The sequence below is a fragment of the Novosphingobium sp. GW835-FHT14H07 genome, assembly GCF_058793515.1.
The window spans coordinates 144,249-166,460 of record NZ_JBXAFX010000003.1 but is presented as its reverse complement, the minus strand read 5'-3'; the positions used below and the strand labels follow the sequence as shown (position 1 = coordinate 166,460).

At 66.2% G+C, this 22,212-nt stretch carries 22 protein-coding genes; 8 read left to right on the top strand and 14 right to left on the bottom strand.

Annotated elements, in window-relative coordinates:
* Window positions 1–143: 143 nt before the first annotated feature.
* From AC1Q5P_RS04360 to AC1Q5P_RS04350, 3 genes are all read right to left on the bottom strand, one after another.
* Window positions 144–1,115, bottom strand: coding sequence for a hypothetical protein (locus tag AC1Q5P_RS04360; protein ID WP_492518237.1), 972 nt, complete (start codon window positions 1,113–1,115; stop codon window positions 144–146).
* Window positions 1,116–1,204: 89 nt separating this feature from the next.
* Window positions 1,205–1,921, bottom strand: coding sequence for a hypothetical protein (locus tag AC1Q5P_RS04355; RefSeq protein WP_492518236.1), 717 nt, complete (start codon window positions 1,919–1,921; stop codon window positions 1,205–1,207).
* Window positions 1,918–2,406, bottom strand: coding sequence for an RNA polymerase sigma factor (locus AC1Q5P_RS04350; protein ID WP_492518303.1), 489 nt, complete (start codon window positions 2,404–2,406; stop codon window positions 1,918–1,920). Before AC1Q5P_RS04350 ends, AC1Q5P_RS04355 begins: the two co-directional genes overlap by 4 nt.
* An 86-nt stretch (window positions 2,407–2,492) precedes the next feature.
* Here AC1Q5P_RS04350 and AC1Q5P_RS04345 point away from each other — a divergent pair, with 86 nt between their 5' ends.
* The 3 genes from AC1Q5P_RS04345 (at window position 2,493) to AC1Q5P_RS04335 (ending at window position 5,982) form a co-directional block, all read left to right on the top strand.
* Complete coding sequence (locus AC1Q5P_RS04345; RefSeq protein ID WP_492518235.1) at window positions 2,493–3,740, top strand: S8 family serine peptidase; 1,248 nt, start codon at window positions 2,493–2,495, stop codon at window positions 3,738–3,740.
* Window positions 3,741–3,988: 248 nt separating this feature from the next.
* A complete protein-coding gene (locus tag AC1Q5P_RS04340; RefSeq protein WP_427465895.1) occupies window positions 3,989–4,891 on the top strand; it encodes a PRC-barrel domain-containing protein in 903 nt (300 codons plus the stop codon).
* Window positions 4,892–5,055: 164 nt separating this feature from the next.
* On the top strand, window positions 5,056–5,982 hold the full coding sequence (locus AC1Q5P_RS04335; RefSeq protein WP_492518234.1) for a hypothetical protein: 927 nt from the start codon (window positions 5,056–5,058) through the stop codon (window positions 5,980–5,982).
* 179 nt (window positions 5,983–6,161) lie between these two features.
* Here the strand turns inward: AC1Q5P_RS04335 and AC1Q5P_RS04330 are convergent, their stop codons facing one another.
* Window positions 6,162–7,781, bottom strand: a complete 1,620-nt coding sequence (locus AC1Q5P_RS04330; RefSeq protein ID WP_492518233.1) for a GMC family oxidoreductase — start codon at window positions 7,779–7,781, stop codon at window positions 6,162–6,164.
* A 121-nt stretch (window positions 7,782–7,902) separates the two neighbouring features.
* Here AC1Q5P_RS04330 and AC1Q5P_RS04325 point away from each other — a divergent pair, with 121 nt between their 5' ends.
* From AC1Q5P_RS04325 to AC1Q5P_RS04310, 4 genes are all read left to right on the top strand, one after another.
* Window positions 7,903–8,289 carry a C-glycoside deglycosidase beta subunit domain-containing protein gene (locus tag AC1Q5P_RS04325; RefSeq protein ID WP_039334456.1) on the top strand — a complete coding sequence of 129 codons (387 nt, stop codon included), beginning with the start codon at window positions 7,903–7,905 and terminating at the stop codon, window positions 8,287–8,289.
* Between the two features lie 16 nt (window positions 8,290–8,305).
* On the top strand, window positions 8,306–9,304 hold the full coding sequence (locus AC1Q5P_RS04320; protein WP_039334458.1) for a sugar phosphate isomerase/epimerase family protein: 999 nt from the start codon (window positions 8,306–8,308) through the stop codon (window positions 9,302–9,304).
* 3 nt (window positions 9,305–9,307) lie between these two features.
* Window positions 9,308–10,078: a TIM barrel protein gene (locus AC1Q5P_RS04315; RefSeq protein ID WP_062347292.1), complete on the top strand. Its 771-nt coding sequence runs from the start codon at window positions 9,308–9,310 to the stop codon at window positions 10,076–10,078.
* A 195-nt stretch (window positions 10,079–10,273) separates the two neighbouring features.
* The gene (locus tag AC1Q5P_RS04310; RefSeq protein WP_492518302.1) at window positions 10,274–12,244 is read left to right on the top strand and encodes a putative bifunctional diguanylate cyclase/phosphodiesterase; all 1,971 of its coding nucleotides are present in this window, start codon (window positions 10,274–10,276) and stop codon (window positions 12,242–12,244) included.
* Window positions 12,245–12,247: 3 nt separating this feature from the next.
* On the opposite strand, the gene estDL136 is transcribed toward AC1Q5P_RS04310, so the two are convergent.
* The 10 genes from estDL136 to AC1Q5P_RS04260 all read right to left on the bottom strand — a co-directional run bounded on the left by estDL136 (window position 12,248) and on the right by AC1Q5P_RS04260 (window position 20,770).
* Window positions 12,248–13,174, bottom strand: coding sequence for a chloramphenicol hydrolase (gene estDL136, locus AC1Q5P_RS04305; protein WP_492518232.1), 927 nt, complete (start codon window positions 13,172–13,174; stop codon window positions 12,248–12,250).
* A gap of 13 nt (window positions 13,175–13,187) precedes the next feature.
* A complete protein-coding gene (locus tag AC1Q5P_RS04300) occupies window positions 13,188–14,087 on the bottom strand; it encodes an NAD-dependent epimerase/dehydratase family protein (protein ID WP_193828628.1) in 900 nt (299 codons plus the stop codon).
* Entirely contained in the window at window positions 14,087–14,893 is an 807-nt protein-coding gene (locus tag AC1Q5P_RS04295; RefSeq protein ID WP_492518231.1) for an SDR family NAD(P)-dependent oxidoreductase, read from the bottom strand. The genes AC1Q5P_RS04300 and AC1Q5P_RS04295 overlap by 1 nt, the downstream gene beginning before the upstream one ends.
* Window positions 14,890–15,315, bottom strand: a complete 426-nt coding sequence (locus AC1Q5P_RS04290) for a nuclear transport factor 2 family protein (RefSeq protein WP_492518230.1) — start codon at window positions 15,313–15,315, stop codon at window positions 14,890–14,892. The genes AC1Q5P_RS04295 and AC1Q5P_RS04290 overlap by 4 nt, the downstream gene beginning before the upstream one ends.
* The gene (locus AC1Q5P_RS04285) at window positions 15,312–16,193 is read right to left on the bottom strand and encodes an SDR family NAD(P)-dependent oxidoreductase (protein ID WP_492518229.1); all 882 of its coding nucleotides are present in this window, start codon (window positions 16,191–16,193) and stop codon (window positions 15,312–15,314) included. Before AC1Q5P_RS04285 ends, AC1Q5P_RS04290 begins: the two co-directional genes overlap by 4 nt.
* 117 nt (window positions 16,194–16,310) lie before the next feature.
* Window positions 16,311–16,643 (bottom strand): 2Fe-2S iron-sulfur cluster-binding protein, encoded by a 333-nt coding sequence (locus AC1Q5P_RS04280; RefSeq protein WP_039334472.1) that lies wholly within the window; start codon window positions 16,641–16,643, stop codon window positions 16,311–16,313.
* A 10-nt stretch (window positions 16,644–16,653) separates the two neighbouring features.
* A complete protein-coding gene (locus AC1Q5P_RS04275) occupies window positions 16,654–18,072 on the bottom strand; it encodes a cytochrome P450 (protein ID WP_492478161.1) in 1,419 nt (472 codons plus the stop codon).
* Between the two features lie 295 nt (window positions 18,073–18,367).
* Window positions 18,368–19,243 carry an SDR family NAD(P)-dependent oxidoreductase gene (locus AC1Q5P_RS04270; protein WP_039334474.1) on the bottom strand — a complete coding sequence of 292 codons (876 nt, stop codon included), beginning with the start codon at window positions 19,241–19,243 and terminating at the stop codon, window positions 18,368–18,370.
* Between the two features lie 23 nt (window positions 19,244–19,266).
* Window positions 19,267–19,995: an EthD domain-containing protein gene (locus AC1Q5P_RS04265; RefSeq protein WP_492518228.1), complete on the bottom strand. Its 729-nt coding sequence runs from the start codon at window positions 19,993–19,995 to the stop codon at window positions 19,267–19,269.
* A gap of 13 nt (window positions 19,996–20,008) precedes the next feature.
* Window positions 20,009–20,770, bottom strand: coding sequence for an SDR family NAD(P)-dependent oxidoreductase (locus AC1Q5P_RS04260; RefSeq protein ID WP_039334478.1), 762 nt, complete (start codon window positions 20,768–20,770; stop codon window positions 20,009–20,011).
* A 324-nt stretch (window positions 20,771–21,094) separates the two neighbouring features.
* On the opposite strand from AC1Q5P_RS04260, the gene AC1Q5P_RS04255 reads away from it, so the two are divergent.
* Window positions 21,095–22,174, top strand: coding sequence for a 3-ketosteroid-9-alpha-monooxygenase, oxygenase component (locus tag AC1Q5P_RS04255; RefSeq protein ID WP_039334652.1), 1,080 nt, complete (start codon window positions 21,095–21,097; stop codon window positions 22,172–22,174).
* Window positions 22,175–22,212: the final 38 nt, after the last annotated feature.

Here is a 22,212-nt window from a genome sequence, read left to right as displayed (position 1 = left end):
GGAATGGCGCGAATCGCGGAGAATTGGCGAGTCGGGGCAGGGCGCGGAGCGCTTAACCTGTCTAACCCTATCTTAAGGCCTCTAACCGTTGGGAAGCTTCGCTTTCTTGGGAGATGAAGGGATGAGGTCTTGTGGGGCAGGCCTCAATAGAGGTCGGCAGCAAAGGGGGCGGCGGCGATGGGCGTGCAGGAAAAGGGCTCGAACATGCCGTTGGAGCGGGCGAGACCGCCGCTTTCGAGCTGGCGCAGCAGCTTGCCCGCGCCGGCCTTGGTCACGCCCAGGGCGCGGCCGAGCTGGGCGGGGGTGAGGTCTTCCAGGCCGACGAGGAGGAGCCACGCACTGCCGAGCCGCGAGTGGGAGCGCTGCTGCGGGAATTCGGCGGCAAAGCGTCGCGTTGCCCGCCAGATGCGGTCAAGATCGCGGGCCGCTTCGAGCATGGCGCGGAGCAGGCATTCACGCGCGGCATCGCGGCGTTTCGCCGGGGAAAGATCGGCGCGGAACAGGCGGCGCCGGGCAAGGGCGGGCAAGGGGAGGGGCGGGGCGGTGAGGGCAAAGACTTGGGGCCGGGCGAGCGCGAGGAGGTTGATCGCCCAGCACGGACTGAGCGCCGTGGCGCCGAGCGCGTCATCGCCTGCGGGGCCCAGCGAGTAGCGGTGCTGGTCAATCAGCGCCAGAAGCCGCTCCAGCGGGTCTGTGGGCAGGCGATCGCCCGACAGGGTGGCGATGACCGCTTCGAGCTGAACCATGCTCTGTGCCGCGATCGTGGCGGCTTGGCGGGCTTCGGCGGCGAGGGGGGCAACGGCAATGCGGCGGACGGTCCGCACGGCCTCTGCCAGCGGTGATGCGGGGGAGGGGAGGATGGCCGTGAGGAGGGCGAGGAAAGCGTCACGCTCTGCCGCGCATTCGGCCCCGACCAGCCTTGCGCCGAGCGTGATGCCGCGGTCCTCGCGATAGGCGGCCCAGGCCTGCGAGAGTTGGCGCAATGCCAGCGTTTGCTGCATTTCCGGGGTGAAAAGCCCGGCAGGATCGAGGTGCGTGCGGACCAGCGCATCAAGCTGGCCGCGGCGGAAAGCGAGGGTGAGGGGGGCGGGATCGTAGGCCACGGGAGCCGCCACGCATACCGGCATTGCCCCGCACCGTCAACGATTGGGATACCTAACTGCCACTTTGGTATCCTATCATGATGATCGAAACGGGCGGCGGATCAGGACGTCTCGCGCCATCCGTTCCGGCGCGCGGCCAATTCCTCTTCTGCGGTAAGCGCGGGGCCTGCGGCCATGGCCTGCGCGGCGGCGAGGACATCGCCTGCACTGCCGGCCTGGCGGTATTCCCCCGCCGGTGCGCCGCCGCTGCTGGCCGCGCTGTGGTTTCGCAATTGCCACCCTTGCGCATCGCGGCAGGCGATGGCAGCGCTGGCAGCGCGTTCGAACGCCCGGCAATAGGCGCCGCCTGCATCGCGGAAGCTGAGCAGGACGCGCACCGGGGCATCGGCCTGTTGCCCGGCGACGAGCTGGCTATCGAGCGCGCTGGCAAGCTGGGCATCGGCATAGCCGGCATCATCGGCATCGCGGGCAGGACGCAGGGTGAGGGCAAGGACCAGCGAGGCGGCAAGCGCCGGGCCAGCAAGCCATGTCCAGCGCGGCGGCCCCTTGCGGCGGGCGCGCGCATCGGCAAGGCTTGCCACATTGTCCTGCGGGGCCTTGAGCAGCGCGGCGAGATGATCGGGCACCGGTTCTGCGGCAACCGGCGCGAAATGGGCGCCGAGCCGCCGGGCGAGGGCGCGATGCGCGGCAACCTGCTTCTCCAGCGCCGGATCGGCGGCAATGGCCGCAGCGATGCGCTCGAGTTCGGCGCCTTCAAGCTGGCCATCGGCAAAGGCGGCGATTTGTTCGCGGGTGGGCTGTTGATGGGTGGGGGTCATGCCGCTTCTCCCAGCAAGGCCATCAGGGCATCGCGTCCGCGCACCAGGCGCGAATTGAGCGTGCCGACCGGGCAGCCGACGATTTCGGCCGCTTCTTTGTAGGACCAGCCTTCGACCATCACCAGCAGCACGGCCTCGCGCTGTTCATCGGGCAGGAGGGCAAGCGCGCGGTCCATGTCGGCCAGGGCGACGCGGGCTTCCTGTCCGCCTGATGCGCCGACGCCGAGGCCCGCTTCCTCGTCTGTGAAGGTCTCCTGGCGCCGGGTGCGGGCGCGGATTTCATCGATCCAGATATTGCGCATCATCCTGTACATCCAGCTGTCGAGCCGCGTGCCCTCCTGCCACTTGCTGCGCGAGCGCAGGGCGCGTTCGATGGTGGTCTGGCAAAGATCATCGGCCTCGCCCGCATCGCGCGAAAGCCCGGCGGCAAAGCGCCGCAAGCGCGGGAGCAGTGCAAGGATGCCATCGGCGAAGGGATCGGCCAGTGTCGTTACCTTTCTGATGGATAGAACGGACGGCCTCGTTCGTTTAATCCGTGAGACAGCGAAGATATGGCAATATTTTTATGAACATGAAACGCCTGACCATCCCCCTGATCGCGCTTGGTGCCATGGCTACCCCGCTGTGCGCGCAATTGGCGCTGCCCGATCTGGGGCAGGGGGCGGCGGGGCGGACGCTGGGAGGCATTGGCGGCACACTGGGCGATACGCTGGGCGACTTGGGGGGCAAAGTCTCCCGGACCGTTCGGGGCCTTGCCGAGGCGCGGTTGGTCCGGCTCGACAGGCTGGCGCGTGCCAACCGCAACCTGATCGAGAAGGATGCTGCGGGCGCGCTTGCCCGGCGCGGCGAACTGCTGGTGATGGACTCCACTGCCGACGACATCGCCACGGCGCAGCGGGCGGGCTTCGTCGTGCTTTCGCGCGAGCGGCTGGGCGATCTGGGGGTTGAAGTGGTGCGGCTGGGCGTGCCTTCGGGCATGGGGCTGGCCAGGGCGCAGGACGTGCTGTCACAGGCGCTGCCGGGAGCGACCGTTGCTGCCGATACGCTGAACTTCCAGGGCGGCACGGCGTCGGGTTCTGCAGGCAGGGCAGGGGGCGCGGCAGGGGGCAGGGCAGGGGCCATGCCGCCGATAGCAACGCCGGTTGGCGTTATCGACGGCGCGCCCATGCCGGGGCTGAAACCTGCCGAAACGCGCGGCTTTGCCCGTGGTGCGCCCAAGGCCAGCGATCATGGCAGCGCGGTTACTTCGCTGCTGCAATTTGCCGGGGTGCAGCGCGTGCTGGTGGCCGATGTCTATGGCAGCGACCCGGCAGGCGGCAATGCCCTGGCGGTGGCCAAGGGGCTGGACTGGCTGGTGGGCAAGGGCGTGAAGGTGGTATCGGTCAGCCTCGTGGGCCCGCCCAATCCGCTGCTGGCGCGGGCAGTGAAGGCGGCGCAGGGCAAGGGCGCGGTGATCGTGGCGGCGGTGGGCAACGATGGCCCGGCGGCGCCGCCTTCCTATCCCGCCTCCTACCCCGGCGTGATCGCGGTGACGGCAGTGGACGGGCGCAACCGGGCGCTGATCGAGGCGGGGCGGGCGCTGCATCTCGACTATGCCGCGCCGGGGGCCGATATCGCGGCGACCAATGCTGCGGGGCGGCGGGTGAAAGTGCGCGGCACATCGTTTGCAACGCCGCTGGTGGCATCGCGCGTAGCGCTGAAATGGGGCGCCAATCTGGGGCCGAAGCTTGATGCCGAGGCGATCGATCTGGGCGCACGGGGCCCGGATGGCACGTATGGCCGCGGGCTGCTGTGCACGATCTGCCGGCCCGCGCGGTAGGGTGACGAGGGATGGGCGCTGAATGCCCACCCCCAACCCCTCCCGCCTGCGGGAGGGGAGCGAGACTTGGCGAGCCGAAGGCGAGATTAGTCGCAGCGGGGTGGGCCGTTGGCGCTGGCGTTCGCAACCCGGGTGATTTCCGAAAAAATTCTGGGGCGCGTGAATTAAACCGGACAGCCCATCCGTTTTCCTTTGTGAGAGGCCGTTGCGAAGGCGGCCCTGGCCACTTTGAGGAAAGGAAATTCACGATGCGCAAGATCCTTATCGCTTCGACCGCCATGCTGATCGCGCTGGCTCCGGCTGCACAGGCCCAGATCCTGGGCGGTGGCGGCATCGGCGGCGGCCTTGGTGGATCGCTGGGCGGCACGCTTGGCGGTTCGATCGGGGGCAGCACCATCGGCCGGACCATGGACAGCGTCGACAGCACGACGCGCAGCACCGTTCGCAGCACTACACGCGGCTCGGCCGACGCCACGGGACGCGCTTCGGCCAGCAAGTCGGTCGATCGCAAGAGCGGCAAGGTGGGCGCACAGGGCAGTGCCGACGGTTCGCTGACCGGCAGCCTTGGCCAGACGCTTTCCACCCCGACCGGCATGACCCGCGCAGGCGGCTCTGGCGCGGCTTCGGGCGGGGCTTCGGGTGGCGCCAATGCGCAGCTGATCGGCACCGATGCGGTGCGGTCTACCGCTGGCGAAGTCGCCGGAACGGCACGAAGCACGGCGCGCGGGGCGGTTGACGGCACTCGCAGCACTGCCGGTGCGCTGGCGACCAGTGGGCGCAGCGTGGCAGGTTCCGTCGCTGGCTCTGGCGCGGGGATGGCGAGCGGTTCGGCGAATGGCGCGCTTTCGGGCGGTGCGGGATCGCTGGCCCTGGCCGGCAGCGCGGCATCATCGGCGCAAGGTGCCTTCTCGCTCAGCAAGGGCATGAACGTGCTTGGCCCCGATGGCGAGAAGATCGGCAAGATCCGCGAGGTGATCGCCGACAGCCGCGGGCGGGTGCAATCCCTGCTGGTCAAGGTCGACGGTGAAAAGGCCATGCTGCCCGCCGCCAACTTCAGCGGCAGTGGCAACGGCAAGGCTGTCGTCTCGGCAATGGGCGAAGGCCAGATCAAGCGCGTGGCCCAGCAGCAGGAAGCCGCTGCGGAGGATTGATGTAAAGGCCGGCAAAACACGCTGAAGGCGCGGTCCCGGGGAAGGACCGCGCCTTTTCGCGTGGGTGGGTGAGGAGACGGGCAGGATCGGTGCAAGCTCCGTTTGCCCTGGCAGGGTGGCCATGGCATCGTTGCAATCTGATGGTGGCGAGGGGATGGCGCTTGTTGGCAATGATTTCAGAGGCTTGGTGCAAGTTAGGCAAGTGCGCCTGGCGGGTTTTCCTGCCGTTGCTGGCGGTGCTTGCTGCGGGCGGGACGTCTCCCGCGCAGGCCAGCACTTTTACCGAGGAAGAAGTTGTCTGTCCGGTCGGCGGCGAAAAGTTCACGCGGATGGCGCTGATGTCTATCTCGACCTGGGGCGCGCTGCCGGATGGAATGCCGTTGGGTTCGGGCCGGTTTCCGGTGGAATTGCCGCAGTGCCCATCGAACGGGCTGGTGATGTACCGCGACTTCACGCCCGAGGAAGTGGCGCGGCTTGCGCCCTTCATCGCGAGCGAGGGTTACAAGGCGCTACGCAGCGCAGGCGAGACGCCGCGCTATCTGGCCTATCGCACCGCGCAGTTTCTGGGCGACAAGGATCTGCACTGGTGGTTGCTGGAAGCAAGCTGGGAGGCGAAGAACGACGATCCGGCAGGCGAACGGGCGCGGCGTTACAATACGGAATTCGTCGAGGCGGCGCGGCTGGTGAAGCCGGATGCGGGGAACCTCGAAGCCATTGCTGCGCGATTCCGGCTTGCGAACGGTTTGCGCGAACTCGGCAGCTTTGATGAAGCCGAGGCGGTTAGGGCGAGCATCGTCATTTCGCCCAAGGCTGGCGGAAAGGGCACGGAGGCTCGGGAAAACCGGACTGCGTGGGCCGGGATGATTGCCGATCTGGCAGGACCGATCGCGCGAAAGGAGACGAGCCGCATCCCCATCGACATGCTGGGTGTGCGCGAGGCGGCGGGGTTCTGCCTGCGCAAGGAAATCGCCGCGAAGTTCGAGGAACCGCCGCCGCCACCTCTGACCGCGTTCGAGCAGGAGTATTGCGCGGGGCCGAAGCTTAGCGAGACGATCAAGGAGCAGCGCAAGTGGCTGCGTGAGGAGGATTAGCGGGGAGGGCGCGGTTGCGGATTTGCCCCTCCGTCAGCGCTTCGCGCTGCCACTCCCCATTTGCACTTTGTGAAAATGGGGAGGATTGGTGGGTACGCGCCTGGGCTTTGATCCTCCCTGTTTTTGCGTGAGCGCAAACGGGGAGGAGGCAGCCGTGTTGGCGGCTGACGGAGGTGTTCTTACCGTGCATCCTCCAAAATCAGTTCCGCCGCGCGTTCCGCTACCGCCATGGCGGGGCCGTTGGTGTTGCCCGAAACCGGGGTGGGCATGATCGAGCAGTCGACGACGCGCAAGGAGCCGATGCCGTGGACGCGGGCGCGGGTGTCGGTGACCGAACTGGCTTCATCGGTGCCCATGGCGCAGGTGCCGGTGCCGTGGAGGCCGACTTCGACCATCTTGGCAAGCTCGGCCAGGATCGCGGCCTCGTCCTGCACGTCGGGGCCGGGCATGCGTTCGGTGCCGATGAAGGCTTTCAGCGGTTCGGACCCGGCGATGGCGCGGAACAGGCGGAAGAGTTCGAGGCTCTTGGCCCTGTCCGAGGGATCGGACCAGATCGCGGCGTCGGCGATCGGGGCATCGCGATAATCGGGCGAGGTCAGGCGGATCGAGCCGCGGCTCTTGGGCCGCAGGTGATAGCCCGAGAAGGTGAGGCCCGGGTTGGGCGTGAGCGGGCTGCCGGGGCGGGCGGCCATCTCGTTCACCGTGCGCATGGCGAAGGGCGCGGCGCCGACCTGCAGATCGGGCCAGTCCTCGGGCGTGCCTTCGCTGGCGACCAGGCCGGTGATCGGCATGCCGACGCGGGCGAGGTGGCCGGTGCCGGTGAGGAAATACTGGAGGGCATTGCGATAGAGCCGCCAACCGAAGAATTCGCGGTTGGTGCCGGGGTGGTTCGTCAGGTCGAACGAGACGCCGAATTTGGTGTGATCGGACAGGTTCTGGCCAACGCGGGCGAGGTCCTTGATCACCGGGATGCCCAGGGCCTGCAGGGTGGCGCCGGGGCCGACGCCCGACAGCTGGAGCAGCTGCGGCGAGCCATAGACGCCGGCGGAAAGGATCACTTCCTTCGCGGCCGTGTGGCTGCGCTCTTCCCCATGGGCTTCGGTGACGACGCCGGTGGCGCGGCCGCCTTCGATGGTGATGCGCTTTACCGCAGTGTGCTGGGCAATCGTCAGGTTGTGGCGGCCGAGGATCGGCATGACGAAGGCCTTGTACGAGCTTTCGCGCACGCCCTTGCGGTCGACGGTGTACTGGCTGCGGCCGACGCCCTGCTTGCCGGGCGTGGTGATATCGTCGAGCCAGGGCATGCCCTGCGTGCCGAAGCCGGCGACCAGCGCATCGAGCACCGGGGACTGGTAGGTCGAGGCAGTGACCTGCAGTTCACCACCCTGGCCTCGGCCGGGATGCGCGCCGGGATCGCGATAGTCCTCGAACTTCCTGTAGCAGCGGGCGATCTCGTCCCAGCCCCAGCCCGACAGGCCGTGGTCGGTCCAGCTGTCGAAGTCCTTGGGCATGCCGGTGAGATACCAGGTGCCGTTGATGGCCGAGGAGCCACCCATGCCGCGCCCGTAAGTGTGGATGCCGCCGCGCATGCCGGGGCGCGGTTCGGTCTGGTAGACGCGGAAGTAATCGGGGTTGCCCATCATCTTGATGAAGCCGCCGGCCATCTTGATGAAGGGGTGCTGGTTGTCGCCACCGTCCTCGATCAGCAGGACGCGGGTTTGCGGATTGGCGCTGAGGCGGTTGGCCAGGACGCAGCCTGCCGAGCCCGCGCCCACGATGATGTAATCGAATTCCGCCATGACCCTCTGGTACCTGTCCCTGAATTAGAATAGAACTGAAGTTCTCTTTTTATCTGCACAGGCCTTGACCCGCTGTCAAGCGATGATTAGAAGAAGCATTCTAATTATCGGGAGAGCAAACGTGCTGCCAGTCGAACGGGTGATCGGAGAAGAAGGACTTGCCGCTACGGCAGGCGGGTTGAAGCTGGCGATGCGCCTGCCATGGTATCGCTCGCTGCCGTTTTCGGTGGTGGAAGTGGGGCCGCTGTCGGTGGGTGGCGAAGCTGTCGACTTGTCCGACGCGCTGATCGAATACAACGGCCAGCAATGGCCGCTTTCGGAGAATGGCGAGAAGGTGGACACCTTCTGGTTTATCCGCGATTCGGCGTTTCTGGTGCTGCCTTCGCTCAGCGCCGAGGTGGGTGAAACCCGCGAGGTTTCGCTGAACCTGTTCATCAGCCCGCCCTACATTCCGGGCATGAAGCGGACCAATCCGCAGACCTCCACGCTCACCGTCGAAGCTGCCTGAGAGAGGACCGGCAATCATGGCTACTACCGCAACTGGTCCGCAGACCGGCGTTACGCTCTATTCCTTCACCAACGAGTACCTGACCCGCCAGTTCGAGCTCGATACGCTGCTGGCCGAAGTGGCCAAGCGCAACCTGGGTCCGAACATCGAGATCATCGGCTTCCAGAACTTCCGTGAATTCCCCGACGTTTCGGACAAGTTCGCCGAAGAGTTCAAGCAGATGATCGCCGAGACGGGCCTGAACCCGGTTTCCTGCGCGATCAATTCCGACCGCTTCCTCAAGCCGGGCGCGCAGCCGATCGAGGACGCCGCGCTGGTGGAATACCACAAGCGCCAGCTGCGTTCGGCCAAGAAGATGGGCTTCAGCCTGGTGCGCTACCAGTTCGCGCTGCCGGTGCACCTGCTGCCGGAAATCGCACCCTATGCCGAGGAGCTGGACATCCGCATGGGCGTGGAAGTCCACGCGCCGATGTGGGCGGGGCACCCCGCGGTGCAGGCCTATGGCGAGATGTACGACAAGCTGAACACGCCGTACCTGGGCTGGATTCCCGACTTCGGCGGCACGGCAAGCCGCATCCCGGAATCGATGCTCGATGCTGCGCGCGCCAAGGGGGCCAAGGAAGACCTGCTCGACAAGCTCAAGGAAGTCTGGCTCGAAGACGGCATGAGCCACGAGAAGGCCGGGCGCCTGCGCGAGTGGGCTCTGCCCAAGGGCCATGGCCCGCTGGAAGTTCAGGCGGCGTGCCTGGCATTCTTCATCCTTTCGAACCACGATCCCAAGAGCTGGGCGGCGCTGGTCGATCGCACCATCCACATCCACGGCAAGTTCTATGGCGTGAGCGAGGATCTGGTCGAGGAAGCGATCGATTACGACACGATCCTGCCGCTGTTCAAGGATGGCGGGTTCACCGGCACGATGGTCTCCGAATGGGAAGGCCATGCCTATGACATGCGCGATGCCTTCGAACAGGTCCGGCGCCACCAGGCGATGGCCCGCCGCATCTGGGGGAACTGAGCCATGGCTTTCGAACTCTCGGTAAACCTCGAATACGGCTTCACCGAAGCGGGCGACAAGATCGAGGACCGCATTGCCGCGGCTGCAGCGGCAGGCTTCCGCAAGGTGGAGCTGTTCCTGCTGAAGGGGCGCGATCTTGATGCGATCAAGGCGGCGCTCGATGCCAACGGCGTCGAACTGATCAGCACGGTGGCGGACTATGTGACGCAGCTGGTCGATCCCGCCACGCACGAGGGCTTCTGCGAGGTGTTCCGCGAGGCGGCCTCGGCGGCCAAGTTCCTCGGCTGCTCGAACGTGGTGGTCACTTCAGGGCGCGGCGTGCCGTGGCTGAAGCGGCCGGTGCAGCTTTCGATCTTCGCCGATGCGCTGCGCAAGATCCTGCCGATTGCCGAGGAGCTGGACGTGACGATCCTGCTCGAATCCGCCAACACCCGCCACGATCACCCCGGCGTGCTGTGCTCGACCACGCACGACAGCGTGGTGGTGGCCGACATGCTGGACAGCCCTCGCGTCAAGGTGCTCTACGACCTCTACCATTCGGTGGTGGAAGGCGAGGACCCGGACGAGGCGCTGGCCGCGGCGATGCACCACGTGGTGCACGTGCAGATCGCCGACGCGCCGGGCCGGGGCGAACCGGGATCGGGCAAGATCGACTGGCCGCAAGCGCTCGCCCGCTTCGAGCGTCTGGGCTACAAGGGCACGATCGGCCTGGAACTGCAGCCGACCAAGCCTTCGGTCGAGGCGTTCGGCTATATCCGCGGGCTGTGCGCCTGAGTTACCCTTCCGTCAGCCGCTGATGCGACTGCCGTCTCCCCATTTGCACTGCGTGAAAATGGGGAGGGTGCGGCAGTCCTCGGCGGCGGACTAAGCAATTCTACGGGGTCCCCAATAATACCGCCTCTTCAAGGTTTTCGCCTAAGTTCTGCATCTTAACCAAGATTCAAGGACTTAGGGCGAAACACGGTGGGGATGCAGGCCTTTGCGAACATCCTCAGGCTGGATACCAGCGATCCGGAGCTGACGCGGGCGCAGTTTCGTTCGTTTTCGCGCCAGATGCCGCTGCTCTATGCGATTCTGGTGTGCAATGCCTTTGCCATCGCCCTGTCGTTCTTCGACCCGGCGCGCCCGATCAAGACCGTCGTGACGCCACTCGTGACATGCGGCATTGCCGTGTGGCGCGGCATCTGGTGGTGGCAGCAGGGCGATCCGGCCAAGCTGTCTGACGAATACATCGCGGCCTGCCTGCGGCGCACCTGCTGGCTGGCGATCCTGATGACCATGGCGTTCGAGGCGTGGTGCATCTGGGTCTATCCCGATGGCGATGCCTATGCGCGCAGCAACCTGACGTTTTTCCTTGGTCTGACCGAGGTCAGCACTGTCTTCTGCCTGATGACCCTGCGTCCCGCCGCGATGCGCGTGGCGCTGGTCAGCACGCTGTCGTTCCTGTTCTACTTCTCGTGGGTGGATGGCGGAAAGCTGCTCGGTCAATCGGTGGTGCTGACTCTGGTATGCATCGGCATGATCGTGGTGACGCACCGCTACAACATCTCGTTCTCCGAACTGGTCCGCTCCCAGCGCACGCTCCGCACGCGGCAGATGGAGGCCGAAAAGCTCTCCGAGGAAAACCGGCGCATCGCGTTCAGCGATCCGCTGAGCGGCCTGCCCAACCGCCGCGAACTCCTGACGCGGCTTGATCGACTCGAGGCGCGGGCTGATCCCCTGCCCGATAGCCTTGCGGTGATCTTCATCGATCTCGATGGCTTCAAGGAAGTCAACGACGAACACGGCCACCAGGCCGGCGACGCCCTGATCCGCAGCATCTGCCTGCGGCTGGGCCAGCATTGCCCTGCGCATGCACGACTTGCCCGGGTCGGCGGCGACGAGTTCGCGGTGCTGCTGGAAAGCCCGCGCGCCCAGGCCGAGGCGGAACGTCTGGCCGCAACGATCCTCGAGGAAATCTCGCTGCCGGTGCTGATCGAACGCCACGTGCTGCAGGTGGGCGCCAGCATCGGCGTTGCCGCCAATACCGATGCGGCCGGAACGCCACGCGAATTGCTGCGCCGCGCCGACACTGCGATGTATCACGCCAAGACCGGCGGCAAGAACCAGGTCGCCGTCTATGATGCCGCGTTCGATGAGGGTCGAAAACATCGCCTGGCCGTCGAAACGCAGATCGGTCGCGGCCTCGCCCGCGATGAGTTCGAAGTCTACTACCAGCCCGAGGTGGATGCCCAGACGGGACGGATCGTCGCGGTGGAAGCCCTGCTGCGCTGGCCGCGTCGCCCCGAGGGCCCGCTGCCGCCGGATGATTTCATCGACATTGCCGAGGCCACCGGGCAGATCCATCCGCTCGGCATGTTCGTGCTCGAACGCGCCTGCCGCGATATTGCACCGCTGGGCGACTTGCGGCTCAGCGTCAATGTCAGCCCGGCACAGTTTCGGGATTCGCATTTCGAACGGCAGGTCGCCCATGTGCTGGAGCAGACCCGCTTTCCCCCCGAGCGGCTGCAGTTCGAGATCACCGAGGGCTACCTCCTCGCCAATCCGGAGCGCGTGGTGCGCGCAGTCGAGACGTTCAAGGAGCGCGGCATGTCGATCGCACTCGACGATTTCGGCACGGGCTTCACCAGCATCCACTACCTGCGCAGCTATGGCTTCAGCCACATCAAGATCGACAAGTCGCTGCTCGACGGCCTGGCACCGGGGAGCAAGGGCGCGATGCTGGTGACCGGGGCGATCATGCTGGCCTGTGGGCTCGACATGCGCGTGATCGCCGAGGGGGTCGAGACCGAGGAACAGGCGCAGCTGCTGCGGCAGGCCGGATGCCACAAGCTGCAGGGCTACCTGTTTGGCAAGCCCATGCCGCTTGCCGATTTCGTCGCTGCCTGGGAGCGGTCGGAGCGCACCGTGCTGCAAGCCTCGGCGCGCTTCGCCGGTTAGCGGTCAGGCCGCGAACGCTGCCTTCAACCGCGCGCCCGCCCGTTCGATATAGGGCATGGCATCGGGCACCGCCTCGAACATCGAGAAGAAGCCGTGGATCATGCCGGGCGCGAGTTCGGTCTCGACCAGCACGCCGGCCTGCTTCAGCGCCTCGGCATAGTCCAGCCCTTCGTCGCGCAAGGGATCGTACTGCGCCACCAGCACCGTGGCGGGCGGCAGGCCTGAAAGGTCCGCGTGCTGCAGCACCGCTGCTTCCGGGTGCGCGTTGGCATGATCGCCCACGTAATGCGCCCAGAACCACTGCATCATGCGGGTGGTGAGGAAGTAGCCTTCGGCATTCTCGGTATAGGAGCCGTTCTCGAAGTTGGTGTCGGTGACCGGGTAGATCAGCAGCTGGTGGGCGAGCTTCGGCCCGCCGGCATCGCGTGCCCGGATCGCCACGGCAGCGGCGAGGTTGCCGCCCGCGCTGTCACCGGCCACGGCCAGGCGGTGCTTGTCGATCCCAAGGTCTGCCGCGTGGTCCACCGCCCACAGCAGGGCGTCATGGCAATCGTCGAGCGGGCCGGGGAAGGGCGTTTCCGGGGCGAGGCGGTAGTCCACCGACAGCACCGCCGCGCCGCTGGCCACGGCAAGGGCACGGGCCGAGGCATCGTGCGTCTCGATCGAGCCGATCACCCAGCCTCCGCCATGGTAGAACAGCACCAGCGGCGCGTTCTCTCCCGCGCCCTCGGGCTTATAGAGCCGCGCGGCGATGGAGCGGCCGGGCAGGTCCAATGTCAGGTCGCGCACTTCGGCCACGGCCGGGGGCGGGCCCATCTGCATCGGCCGGTTCGCCTCGCGCAGGGCCTCGGGCGTGATCGTCTCGTAATCGACCGGCGGCATCTGCGCGAAGAAGCCGAGCAGTGCCTCGACCTGCGGATTGAGCGTCATCGGTATCTCTCCCTTACCCGTATTGGGCGACGACTTCGGCCACGGCCGCAGCCACGTCGCCGCGACGATAGCCGAGCAGCGCGGTTTCGCCAGCGTCGGGTTCATAACTGATCGTGTTGCCGCGCCCTTGCGGGATGGCCACGTCTGGCAGGAGCGGCAATTCCTCGTCGCGCTCTTCCAGCTTCACGTCACTACCAACTGCGTCGAAGAACAGCTGGAAGTATTCGCGGAAGGTCAGGTTCTCGTCACCCACCAGATAGGCCTTGCCCGGCTCGCCCCGCAACAACGCACCCTCGATGGCTTCGGACAGTGACCGGAACGACATGAAGTTGGTGCCGCCGGTGGGAGCGAAGAACGGGATCGGGATCTGGCCCTTGGCCCATGCCACGTAAGGCTCGAAGATCGCGCTGGGCAGGCCGGGAACGGCGCCGACCATGAAGGGGGCATTGACGCTGATCACGTCGAAGCCCTCGGCACCCTCGTTGCGGGCAAGCTGGCACGCGGCAAGGCGCGACTGGATATAGACGTTGCCCGCAATCAGCTCCGGTGCGGCCTGCGGATAGAAGCTGCCGAGCTGGATGGCTCGGCTGACCCCGGCTTCGCGCGCGGCGGCGAAGACGGCCGGCAGCGCTTCGTGGTTGGCTTTCTTCAGCCATGCGCCAAAATCCTCGCCCTGCGGCACGTGGCGCGGGTCGTTGCCTGCGGCAAAGACCATCCAGTCGAAGCCGGAAAGCGTTGCAGCGGTGAAATCACCCGCCACGTAATCTCCCTTGAGAAAGCCGAGCCCTGTCAGCGGCGTGCCCTGCGGCGCCGACGAGCGGCCGGTGATCGTAACGTCATGGCCCTGGCGCGCCAGATGCAGCGCGGCGTGGCCGCCAAGGGCCCCGGTGCCACCGATGACCAGTACTTTCATCATTCTCTCCCTTCGGAATTCGCGTTCACCACTGGTAGCGGTGCAAGATCGGGGCTGCGGCGCAGCAGGTTGCCGCCATCGACCGCGATGCACTGCCCGGTCACCCAGGCGCTTTCGTCGCCGGCAAGAAAGCGTACCGCGCCGGCCATGTCGTCGGCCTCGCCCAGCCGGCCGAGCGGGTATTCGGGCAGGAAGGCCTCGGCCGCTCCGCCCTCGAACATGCCCTGTGTCGCGCCCGAACGGGTGAGGCCCGGGCGGATGGCATTGACGCGCAGGCCCGAGGGGCCGAGCTCGTCCGCCGCCGCGCGCACCAGTCCTTCGAGCGCCGCCTTGGCCATGTGGTAGGCGGCCAGATGGCGGAAAGTGAGGACCGCCGCGCCCGATGACAGGCAGACGATCGACCCGCCTGGCTGCATCAGCGGCGCAGCAGTGCGGATCACGTGGAAGGCGGAGACGACGTTGCTCTCGAAGGCATCGCGAAGGTCTGCGGCGGTGGTCTCGATCAGCGGGCGGAACCCGCCGCCACCGACCGTGGCAAAGGCGACGTCGAGCCTGCCGGCCAAGGCGTGGGCGCCGCGTACCGCTGCGGCCACGGCCTGATATTCGGTGCCATCGCCGATGAAGGTGTGGACTTGCGCCTCCGGCACGTGCGCGCGGATGCGCGCAGCGGTTTCGGCAAGCCCGTCGGCCCGCCGCGCCATCAGGGCGAGGCGCGCCCCGTCACGCGCCAGCTGCAGCGCGCAGGCCTCGGCAATGGCTCCGGTGGCACCGGTGATGAAGGCGGTACGGCCGGAAAGACCGCTCACGCCGCGCCGCCCGGATTGGAGACGGCGCGCAGTTCTTCCCAATCGACGATCAGGGTGCGGCGGGTGAATCTCCATGTGCCTTGTTCGCGCCGCCACTGGTCCTGATAGCGGATCGCCCAGACCAGCAGCTTGTCGCCGTCCGGCGCGGCAATGCGGTGTTCGGCGGTGGAACGGGTCTCGCCCTGCGCGGTGTCACCGTCCACGGTCACGTCCATGTCGTGCACCACATGGCGGGTCATGGTGAAGGCGTGGGCGAGGTGGTCGATCGAGCCGAGGTTGGCTTCCATCCCGGTGATGCTGAAGCCAGGGCCGCTGATCTTGACATCGTCGGCCAGCACTTCGCGCCACAGCGCCTTGTCGCGCCGGTCTGCGCCGAGGGCATAGCGCTCGGCGGTGCGGCGCAGGGCGGCAAGGTCGCTCATGCCACGGTGCCCGGAACAACGAGGCCATTGCCCGAAATCAGCGGCACGTTGGTCCATTCGCCCTGCGGCGTGCGATACCAGCCTGCTGCTGCCAGTGCGCCGCCATCGATGTTGATCGCGCTGCCCGTTACCCATGCCGCCAGCGGGCTGGCGAGGTAGAGCGCCGCGCCTGCACAGTCGCTGGGGCGGCCGAAGCGGCCCAGCGGAATCCAGCGCTCCTCGTGTGCGCGGTTTTCCGGCGGGATCATGATATCGAGCGCCACTTGCGGGGTGTCGGTCGTCTCGGGCGCGATGGTGTTGACGCGGATGCCCTCGGGGCCAAGCTCGAGCGCGAGGCTCTTGGTAAAGCCGGTGACGGCCCACTTCGCGGCGGCATAGACCGAGCAATAGGGGATGCCGCGATGCGCTTCGATCGAGGTGACGTTGATGATCGAGGAGCCGGGCGCGCCCTTGCGCAGCAGCGGGATCATCGCGCGGGTCATGCGCAGCATCTGGCCAAGGTTCACGTCGAGGATCTCCTCGGCCTCCTCGTCCTCCAGCATGGCGAAGGGGCGGGCGTGGACGAAGTGGCCGACATTGTTGACCAGCACGTCCAGCCGGCCGGTCTCGGCGGCGATCCGCTCGGCCAGCATTGCGCCGACGCCGCGCTGGCGCACGTCGCAGCGGATCACGCGGGCCGAGGGCATGGCGGCTTCGGCTGCATCGGCTGCATCGGCATTGGCGGGGTCGATCTCGGCGATCACCACTTGCGCGCCGGCTCCGGCGAAGGCCTCGGCAATGGCGCGCCCGATGCCAACGCCACCGCCGGTGACCAGCACGGTCTTGCCAGCGAAATCGAGCGCCTGCGCAGCGAGCTTTGCGTTATCCACCGCAGTCATACGGCAACTACCCTCTCCATGCCGATGATTCGGCAATAGTTGTTTCTATTTCTACGCATACTGTTTTCGGCAAGAGCACATGTCAACCGAATGCGCAGGGAGAGGGCACTGTTATTGCTAGATTCCCGGTTGCTCCGCCGGAATGTGCACCACCAGCCCGTCCAGCTCCTCGCCAAGCTGGACCTGGCAGGACAGGCGGCTGTTCGGGCGGATCTCGACGCCATCGATGGCCTCGAGCATCTCGCGTTCTTCCGGCCGGGCGGGGCCGGTGCGGTCAAGCCAGTCCGGGTCGATGTAGCAATGGCAGGTGGCGCACTGCATCATGCCGCCGCACAGCGCGTCGATCCCGTCGACAAGGTTGCCGACCGCAAGCTGCATCAGGGTCATGCCCTCGAAGTTCACGCAAGTCCGCGCCGAGCCGTCCGGCTGGACGAAAGTCACCTTGGCCATTCAGTGCGCCTTATGCATGGGCCGGGCAACCGGCCGCCTTGGCGAGCGCCGCCACGTCCGCGCTTCCCCCCGCGCCATCCAGCTTGCGCCGCTTGTAGCGCACGCGGCAGGGCTGGGCGGGCCAGTAGGTCGATGCGCCGGCGATGGGGCGCACTTCGTCGATCAGCTCCATGTCGAAGTTCTGCAGCAGGATCGCCACCAGCACCTTCATTTCCATGCGCGCGAAGTTCACCCCCGCACAGCGATGCACCCCGCCGCCGAAGCCGATCAGCGAGTTGCTCTCGATCTGCGCGTCCGGGTTCTGCGGGTTGAAGCGTTCGGGATCGTAGGCATCGGCATTGCGGAAGGTTTCTTCCATGCGATGGCTGACCGAGGGCGCGAGCAGCACGAATTCGCCCTTGCGGATGCGATAGCCGTCGCGCTCGATATCGGCGCTGGCCTTGCGGCTGAGCATGTAGGCGACGGGGTGGAGCCGCTCTGTCTCGCGCAGGGCGAGGTCCATCTTCTCCATCGCCACGGCCTGCTCCCACCCCAGGCTGGCACCGTTGCCGCCGCCGATCAGGCCGGCGACCTCTTCGCGCAGCACCTGCTGGTAGCCGGGGTTCTGGAGGAGGTCGGCCAGCGCCCAGCTGACTTGCCCGGCGGTGGTTTCGTGGCCCGCCCAGACCAGCAGCAGGATCAGGTGCCGGATGATCTCGTCGGGCACGGCGCGGCCATCGGGATACTTCGTCTCGATCATCGTCTGGAAGAAGTCGGGCGGATCGAGCGGACTGGCGCGGCGCTTGTCGATCCACGATTGCAGGATCGCGTGGAGCTTCTTCTTGGCGCGCTGGCTTTTCACCATCTTGGGCGTCGGCAGCCACAGCGGCAGCACGAACTCCATGCCGCCCGAGAAGTCGCGGAACAGCTCGAAGAATTCGTGGCCAAGCTTCTCGTGGAATTCGCGCCCCATGAAGCTGTGCGCGGCGATGTCCATTACCACGGGGCCCAGCGTCGGGATCAGGTCGAACTCGCCTTCCTCACCCAGCCGTTCGACCAGGTTCAGCGATTCCTCGACCATCACCGGCACGTACTGCTTCATCGATGCCGCCTTGAACCGGGGCATGATGATCGCGCGCTGGCGCAGGTATTCGTCCATCTCGGCAAACGAGTAGAACTCGGGCGAGAACATCTTGAGGAAGAACGGCATCGACTCCCGGATTGAGAGCAGCTTGTCGGTTTCCTCGAAGAAGAAGCGGTTGTGCTCCGGCCCCAGCATCACGTTCATGCGCTGGCCCATGAAGTTCATCGCGAAGAGCCGGCCCTTTGAGCGATAGCCGCGCTTCAGGACGGAAACCGGATCGCGAAAGAACTGGGCGAGGTGCCCGAGCAGCGGCACGCCGCCATCGAGCAAGGGAAGGCCGTCTGCACCCGCTGCTGCACTTGCCATCGATCATCTCCCCGTCTGGCCGGTTGCTCCGGCTCCAACGGGCGAAGGGTATGGGGCGGGGGGGCTGGTGCAAGGGGTTCGCGGATCTCGGTATCGCAGGATGATCCGGCGGGGATCATTGAGCGAACGTGCCTGAGCGCTTTGCCGAACAAGCCTTCAACCACAAGCCCCGTCATGCTGAACTTGTTTCAGCATCCATCTCTCACCGAACACTGTCCGTGGATGTCGAGAAATGGACCCTGAAACGAGTTCAGGGTGACGAAGCAATTAGGCGAAGGTGCTTCGGCGCTACCCTTCAATAGACCGCCGCCGGGTTCTTCGGGCGCGGGCTGCCGAGCATTTCGCGGTGCGAGGGGCGGTCGTGGCCCCTGTCCTTCACGCCGAGTTCCTTGGCGATTTCCGCCACGATAAGCGTCTGGCCGGAAAGCTCGTCGCGGTTCGGCGCCCGGTCGATGGCAGCAAGGACGTGGGCGGAGAATTCGGGGTTCTCGGCCATCGACAGGAAGCCTTCGTACTGCTCCGGGTTGGTCTTGGCCGCGATCAGCGCGCGCTCGGTCAGTTGCGGGCCGAGCCAGAGCGAGACGGCGATCACGCCGGTGCCGCGGAAATCGTGCTCCATGTCGTGCGCCAGCTTGTCGAGCCCGGCCTTCTGCGCGCCGTAGGCGGGGCCGTGCATGTAGCAGGTCGCGCCGAACGACGAGGTCATCGCGATCAGGCCCGACTTCTGCGGAACCATGATCTTCGCCGCGTGCCAACTGGCGACGTAGGCACTGCGCAGACCGACATCGATGATCTTCTGCGCATCCAGTTCCTTTTCCCAGAACGGCGCCTTCTCGATCAGCTGGTGGTGCATGTAGGCGGCATTGTTGACCAGCACGTCGAGGCGGCCCTGCTCGTCCATGATCTGTTCGAATACGCGGGCGACGCTGGCATCGTCGGCATGGTCGCAGACCACGGGAATGCCCTTGCCGCCGTTCTCGGTGATCCTCTGCGCGGTTTCGGATACCGTGCCGGGCAGCACGGTGCCGTCCCAGCCCTTCGCGTCACCCGGCGTAACGGTGCGCCCGGTAACGTAGACGGTGTAGCCCATCTCGCCAAAGCCGCGCGCGATGCCGGCGCCTGCACCCCGGCTGGCGCCAGTTACGAGAGCCACTTTCGGTTGTTCGGACATGGTGGATTCCTCTTGCGCGATCTTCAGCCCAAGTGGGCGAAATCGAACTGGCTGGTGGGGATGATATCGTTGCGGGTGAAGTCGATGAAGGCGTGGCAGCTGGCCATCATCGCGTCGAGATTGGCCTTGAACTTTTCCGGGTTGCCCACGGCATCGAAGAATACTTCGGGCTGTTCGAGCGCTTCCAGGGGAAAGCATTCCTCGACGAATGCGCTGTAGGCCGGCGCGCCTTCGGTGAGGGGGCGGACGATCAGGTTCTGGACGTATTCGAAATTCGATTGCGTCTCGATCGCCACCCGCGTGTGGTGCGAATGCCAGTGGGCGACGGCCTCTTCGCGGGTGATGTCCGGGCGAAAGGTGATGAAGCTGGCCTGGCTCCAGCCCCAAGTGCGGTGTTTCCCCGGGGAAACATTTGTAGAACACGGGTGCGCGGTGTTGGGGATGATCTCGGATTCGCAGACCAGCCATGCGGCGAACCAGGCCGAATGCGCGGCCAGCGCGGCATCGACCTCAGTCCGGAAGCGGGCGTTTGCCGAGGGCATCCAGAACTGCACGACGGCGGCCTGCTGCGGCGCCTGCCACTGCTGGACCAGCGCCTCGCCGGGGGCGACCGTGGCATCGCGCAGGTTGAGCCGAACCCGGCTCGCTCCCGCAGCGACGAGCGCCTGGGGCAGGGTGCCGAGCAATGCGGCGCCGAAATCCTCCCGCGATTGCTGCGGCGGGGCCCAGAGGGCAGCGATGACCTTTTCCATGGGCTGCGCCTCCTCAGTCGAAGTTGGCCTGTCCACCGTCGAGCGGGATTGTCGCCCCGGTCAGGTAGGCAAGGTCCTGCCCCGCAAGCGCCACCAGCGCGCGGCCGATATCGCCTTCCAGGCTGCCGACCCGGCCCAGCGGGATCGTGCGGAAGAAGGCCTGCGCCTCTTCGGGATTGTTCTCGATCCACCACTTGAGCCCGGGCGATTCCGCGTGCGGCGCGATGGTCAGCACGCGGATGCCTTCGCCGCCCCATTCGGCGGCAGCGGCGCGGGTGAGCGAACGGATCGCCTGCTTGACCGCGGCGTAGCAGCCGTAACCGGTCATGTCCCAGCGGATGCCCGCCGACGAGCAGAAGTTGAAGATCGTGCCGCCGCCGCGCGCGGCGAGGTGCGGGCGGGCGAGCTTCATCAGGCGGTGCGTGGCCAGCGGCCCGCTTTCGAATCCCGCAAGGAAGGCTTCGTCCGTCACGTCCTCGAGCTTGCCGAGCGGCACTTCCTGGGCATTGTTGACGAGAATGTCGAGCCCGCCGAAGGTGGCGACGGTGCGCTCGACCGTCGCGGCAAGGTCGGCGGCGGACTTCACGTCGCAAGCGACGGCAAGCGCCTGGCCGCCCCGTTCCTCGACCATCCGCGCCGTTGCCTCGACCTTGGCGAGCGTCCGCCCGGTGACGACGACAGATGCGCCAGCGCCTGCCATTGCCAGCGCCACGCCCTGTCCGATGCCCTGCCCGGCTCCGGTTATCAGGACGACTTTGCGGTCAAGATCGGTCATGCTTCTCTCCAGTGGCGTGAAGCGTCTTGCGGCCTCTCGCTGATCGGGTTGTTGCCACGGCCTCATGCAAACTGCAAACCAAAATCTGAACGCAGGTTACAGAGAAAACGTGGCGTATTGCTGTCTTTGCGTAAGATGCGGCATTTATGGCAACGCAAAGTGTGGTCCGCTTGGGCTTGCCCAATGCTCTTGGGCGTGCCATGCTGAGGGCGTGGGAGAAGATCGCGATCGGTCCGCAAATCGTTCGCGATTCGGTTTTCGGGATCACGAATGCGCTGTCGTCACCAAGGCAGAACGGCGCGGTGATCAAAAGGAGTGATGCAGATGGCAACCTCGAAAGAGTATGGCCTGGGTGAGTTCGATTTTCCGCGCGGCTGGTTCATGATCGGAACTGCTGCCGATGCCACGCGCACTCCCGCGCCGATCCGCTACTTCGGCAAGGATCTGGTGATCTACCGGGGCGAGAGCGGCAAGCCTTACGTGGTCGATGCCTATTGCCCGCACATGGGCGCGCACCTGGCGAAGAACAGCACGTCCTACATCGTGCGCGATGGCGAGCATGTCGAGGGCGAGTCGATCCGCTGCCCGTTCCACGGCTGGCGCTTCGGCACCGATGGCGCGTGCAACCACATTCCCTATTCCGACTTCATCCCCAAGGCAGCGAAGCTCGGCACTTATCCGGTGCTCGAACGCGCCGGGATCATCTGGATGTGGCATGATCCGGAAGGGTTGGAGCCCGACGTCGAGCTGGCCAATTTCGGCGGCCATTATGGCGAGCCGGGCTGGGTCGAATGGAAGATCGACTACATGGGCGATCTTAACAGCCACGGCATCGAGATCGTCGACAACATGGCCGACTTCGGCCACTTCGTGCCGATCCACGGGGCGACCGACTGGCAGTACTTTGCCAACGAGTTCATGGGGCCGCACCTGCACCAGTACTACAGCGCCGGGCACCGCACGCTGACCGCCAACCCCGAAGACGCGCTGGTCCTGGATACCTGGTACGAGGGGCCCGGCTTCCTGCAATCGGAAATGGCCGGCACGTTCGACAGCTTCATCATGATCGCCAACACGCCGATCGAGGACGGGGTGACGCGGTCATGGCACGCGCTGATGGTCAAGGTTCACGACGGCAGCCGCGAGACGACCGCCGAGGACCGCCAGACTGCGCTGATGTATCAGGAAGCAAGCCGCCTTGCCTTTGCGCAGGACGTGGAAATCTGGGCGAACAAGCGCGCCTGCATCAACCCGCTGGCGATCCCCAAGGATGGGCCATACGCCAAGGTGCGCCTGTGGTACCGCCAGTTCTACAACCCGCGTGACAAGGCGCCCGAGATACAGGGCCGGGTCAATGGTCTGCACGTCACGCTCGACAAGCGGCCGGGGCAGAAGGTGGCCTGAGGACATAAGGCTCCCACGCAGGGGCCAAGGGAGAGATC

Excerpts from the sequence above, each read along its gene's own strand:
- AC1Q5P_RS04355 (WP_492518236.1), bottom strand. The coding sequence starts at position 1,921 with ATGACCCCCACCCATCAACAGCCCACCCGCGAACAAATCGCCGCCTTT.
- AC1Q5P_RS04345 (WP_492518235.1), top strand. The coding sequence starts at position 2,493 with ATGAAACGCCTGACCATCCCCCTGATCGCGCTTGGTGCCATGGCTACC.
- AC1Q5P_RS04340 (WP_427465895.1), top strand. The coding sequence starts at position 3,989 with ATGCGCAAGATCCTTATCGCTTCGACCGCCATGCTGATCGCGCTGGCT.
- AC1Q5P_RS04330 (WP_492518233.1), bottom strand. The coding sequence starts at position 7,781 with ATGGCGGAATTCGATTACATCATCGTGGGCGCGGGCTCGGCAGGCTGC.
- AC1Q5P_RS04320 (WP_039334458.1), top strand. The coding sequence starts at position 8,306 with ATGGCTACTACCGCAACTGGTCCGCAGACCGGCGTTACGCTCTATTCC.
- AC1Q5P_RS04315 (WP_062347292.1), top strand. The coding sequence starts at position 9,308 with ATGGCTTTCGAACTCTCGGTAAACCTCGAATACGGCTTCACCGAAGCG.
- AC1Q5P_RS04310 (WP_492518302.1), top strand. The coding sequence starts at position 10,274 with ATGCAGGCCTTTGCGAACATCCTCAGGCTGGATACCAGCGATCCGGAG.
- estDL136 (WP_492518232.1), bottom strand. The coding sequence starts at position 13,174 with ATGACGCTCAATCCGCAGGTCGAGGCACTGCTCGGCTTCTTCGCGCAG.
- AC1Q5P_RS04300 (WP_193828628.1), bottom strand. The coding sequence starts at position 14,087 with ATGAAAGTACTGGTCATCGGTGGCACCGGGGCCCTTGGCGGCCACGCC.
- AC1Q5P_RS04290 (WP_492518230.1), bottom strand. The coding sequence starts at position 15,315 with ATGAGCGACCTTGCCGCCCTGCGCCGCACCGCCGAGCGCTATGCCCTC.
- AC1Q5P_RS04285 (WP_492518229.1), bottom strand. The coding sequence starts at position 16,193 with ATGACTGCGGTGGATAACGCAAAGCTCGCTGCGCAGGCGCTCGATTTC.
- AC1Q5P_RS04280 (WP_039334472.1), bottom strand. The coding sequence starts at position 16,643 with ATGGCCAAGGTGACTTTCGTCCAGCCGGACGGCTCGGCGCGGACTTGC.
- AC1Q5P_RS04275 (WP_492478161.1), bottom strand. The coding sequence starts at position 18,072 with ATGGCAAGTGCAGCAGCGGGTGCAGACGGCCTTCCCTTGCTCGATGGC.
- AC1Q5P_RS04270 (WP_039334474.1), bottom strand. The coding sequence starts at position 19,243 with ATGTCCGAACAACCGAAAGTGGCTCTCGTAACTGGCGCCAGCCGGGGT.
- AC1Q5P_RS04265 (WP_492518228.1), bottom strand. The coding sequence starts at position 19,995 with ATGGAAAAGGTCATCGCTGCCCTCTGGGCCCCGCCGCAGCAATCGCGG.
- AC1Q5P_RS04260 (WP_039334478.1), bottom strand. The coding sequence starts at position 20,770 with ATGACCGATCTTGACCGCAAAGTCGTCCTGATAACCGGAGCCGGGCAG.
- AC1Q5P_RS04255 (WP_039334652.1), top strand. The coding sequence starts at position 21,095 with ATGGCAACCTCGAAAGAGTATGGCCTGGGTGAGTTCGATTTTCCGCGC.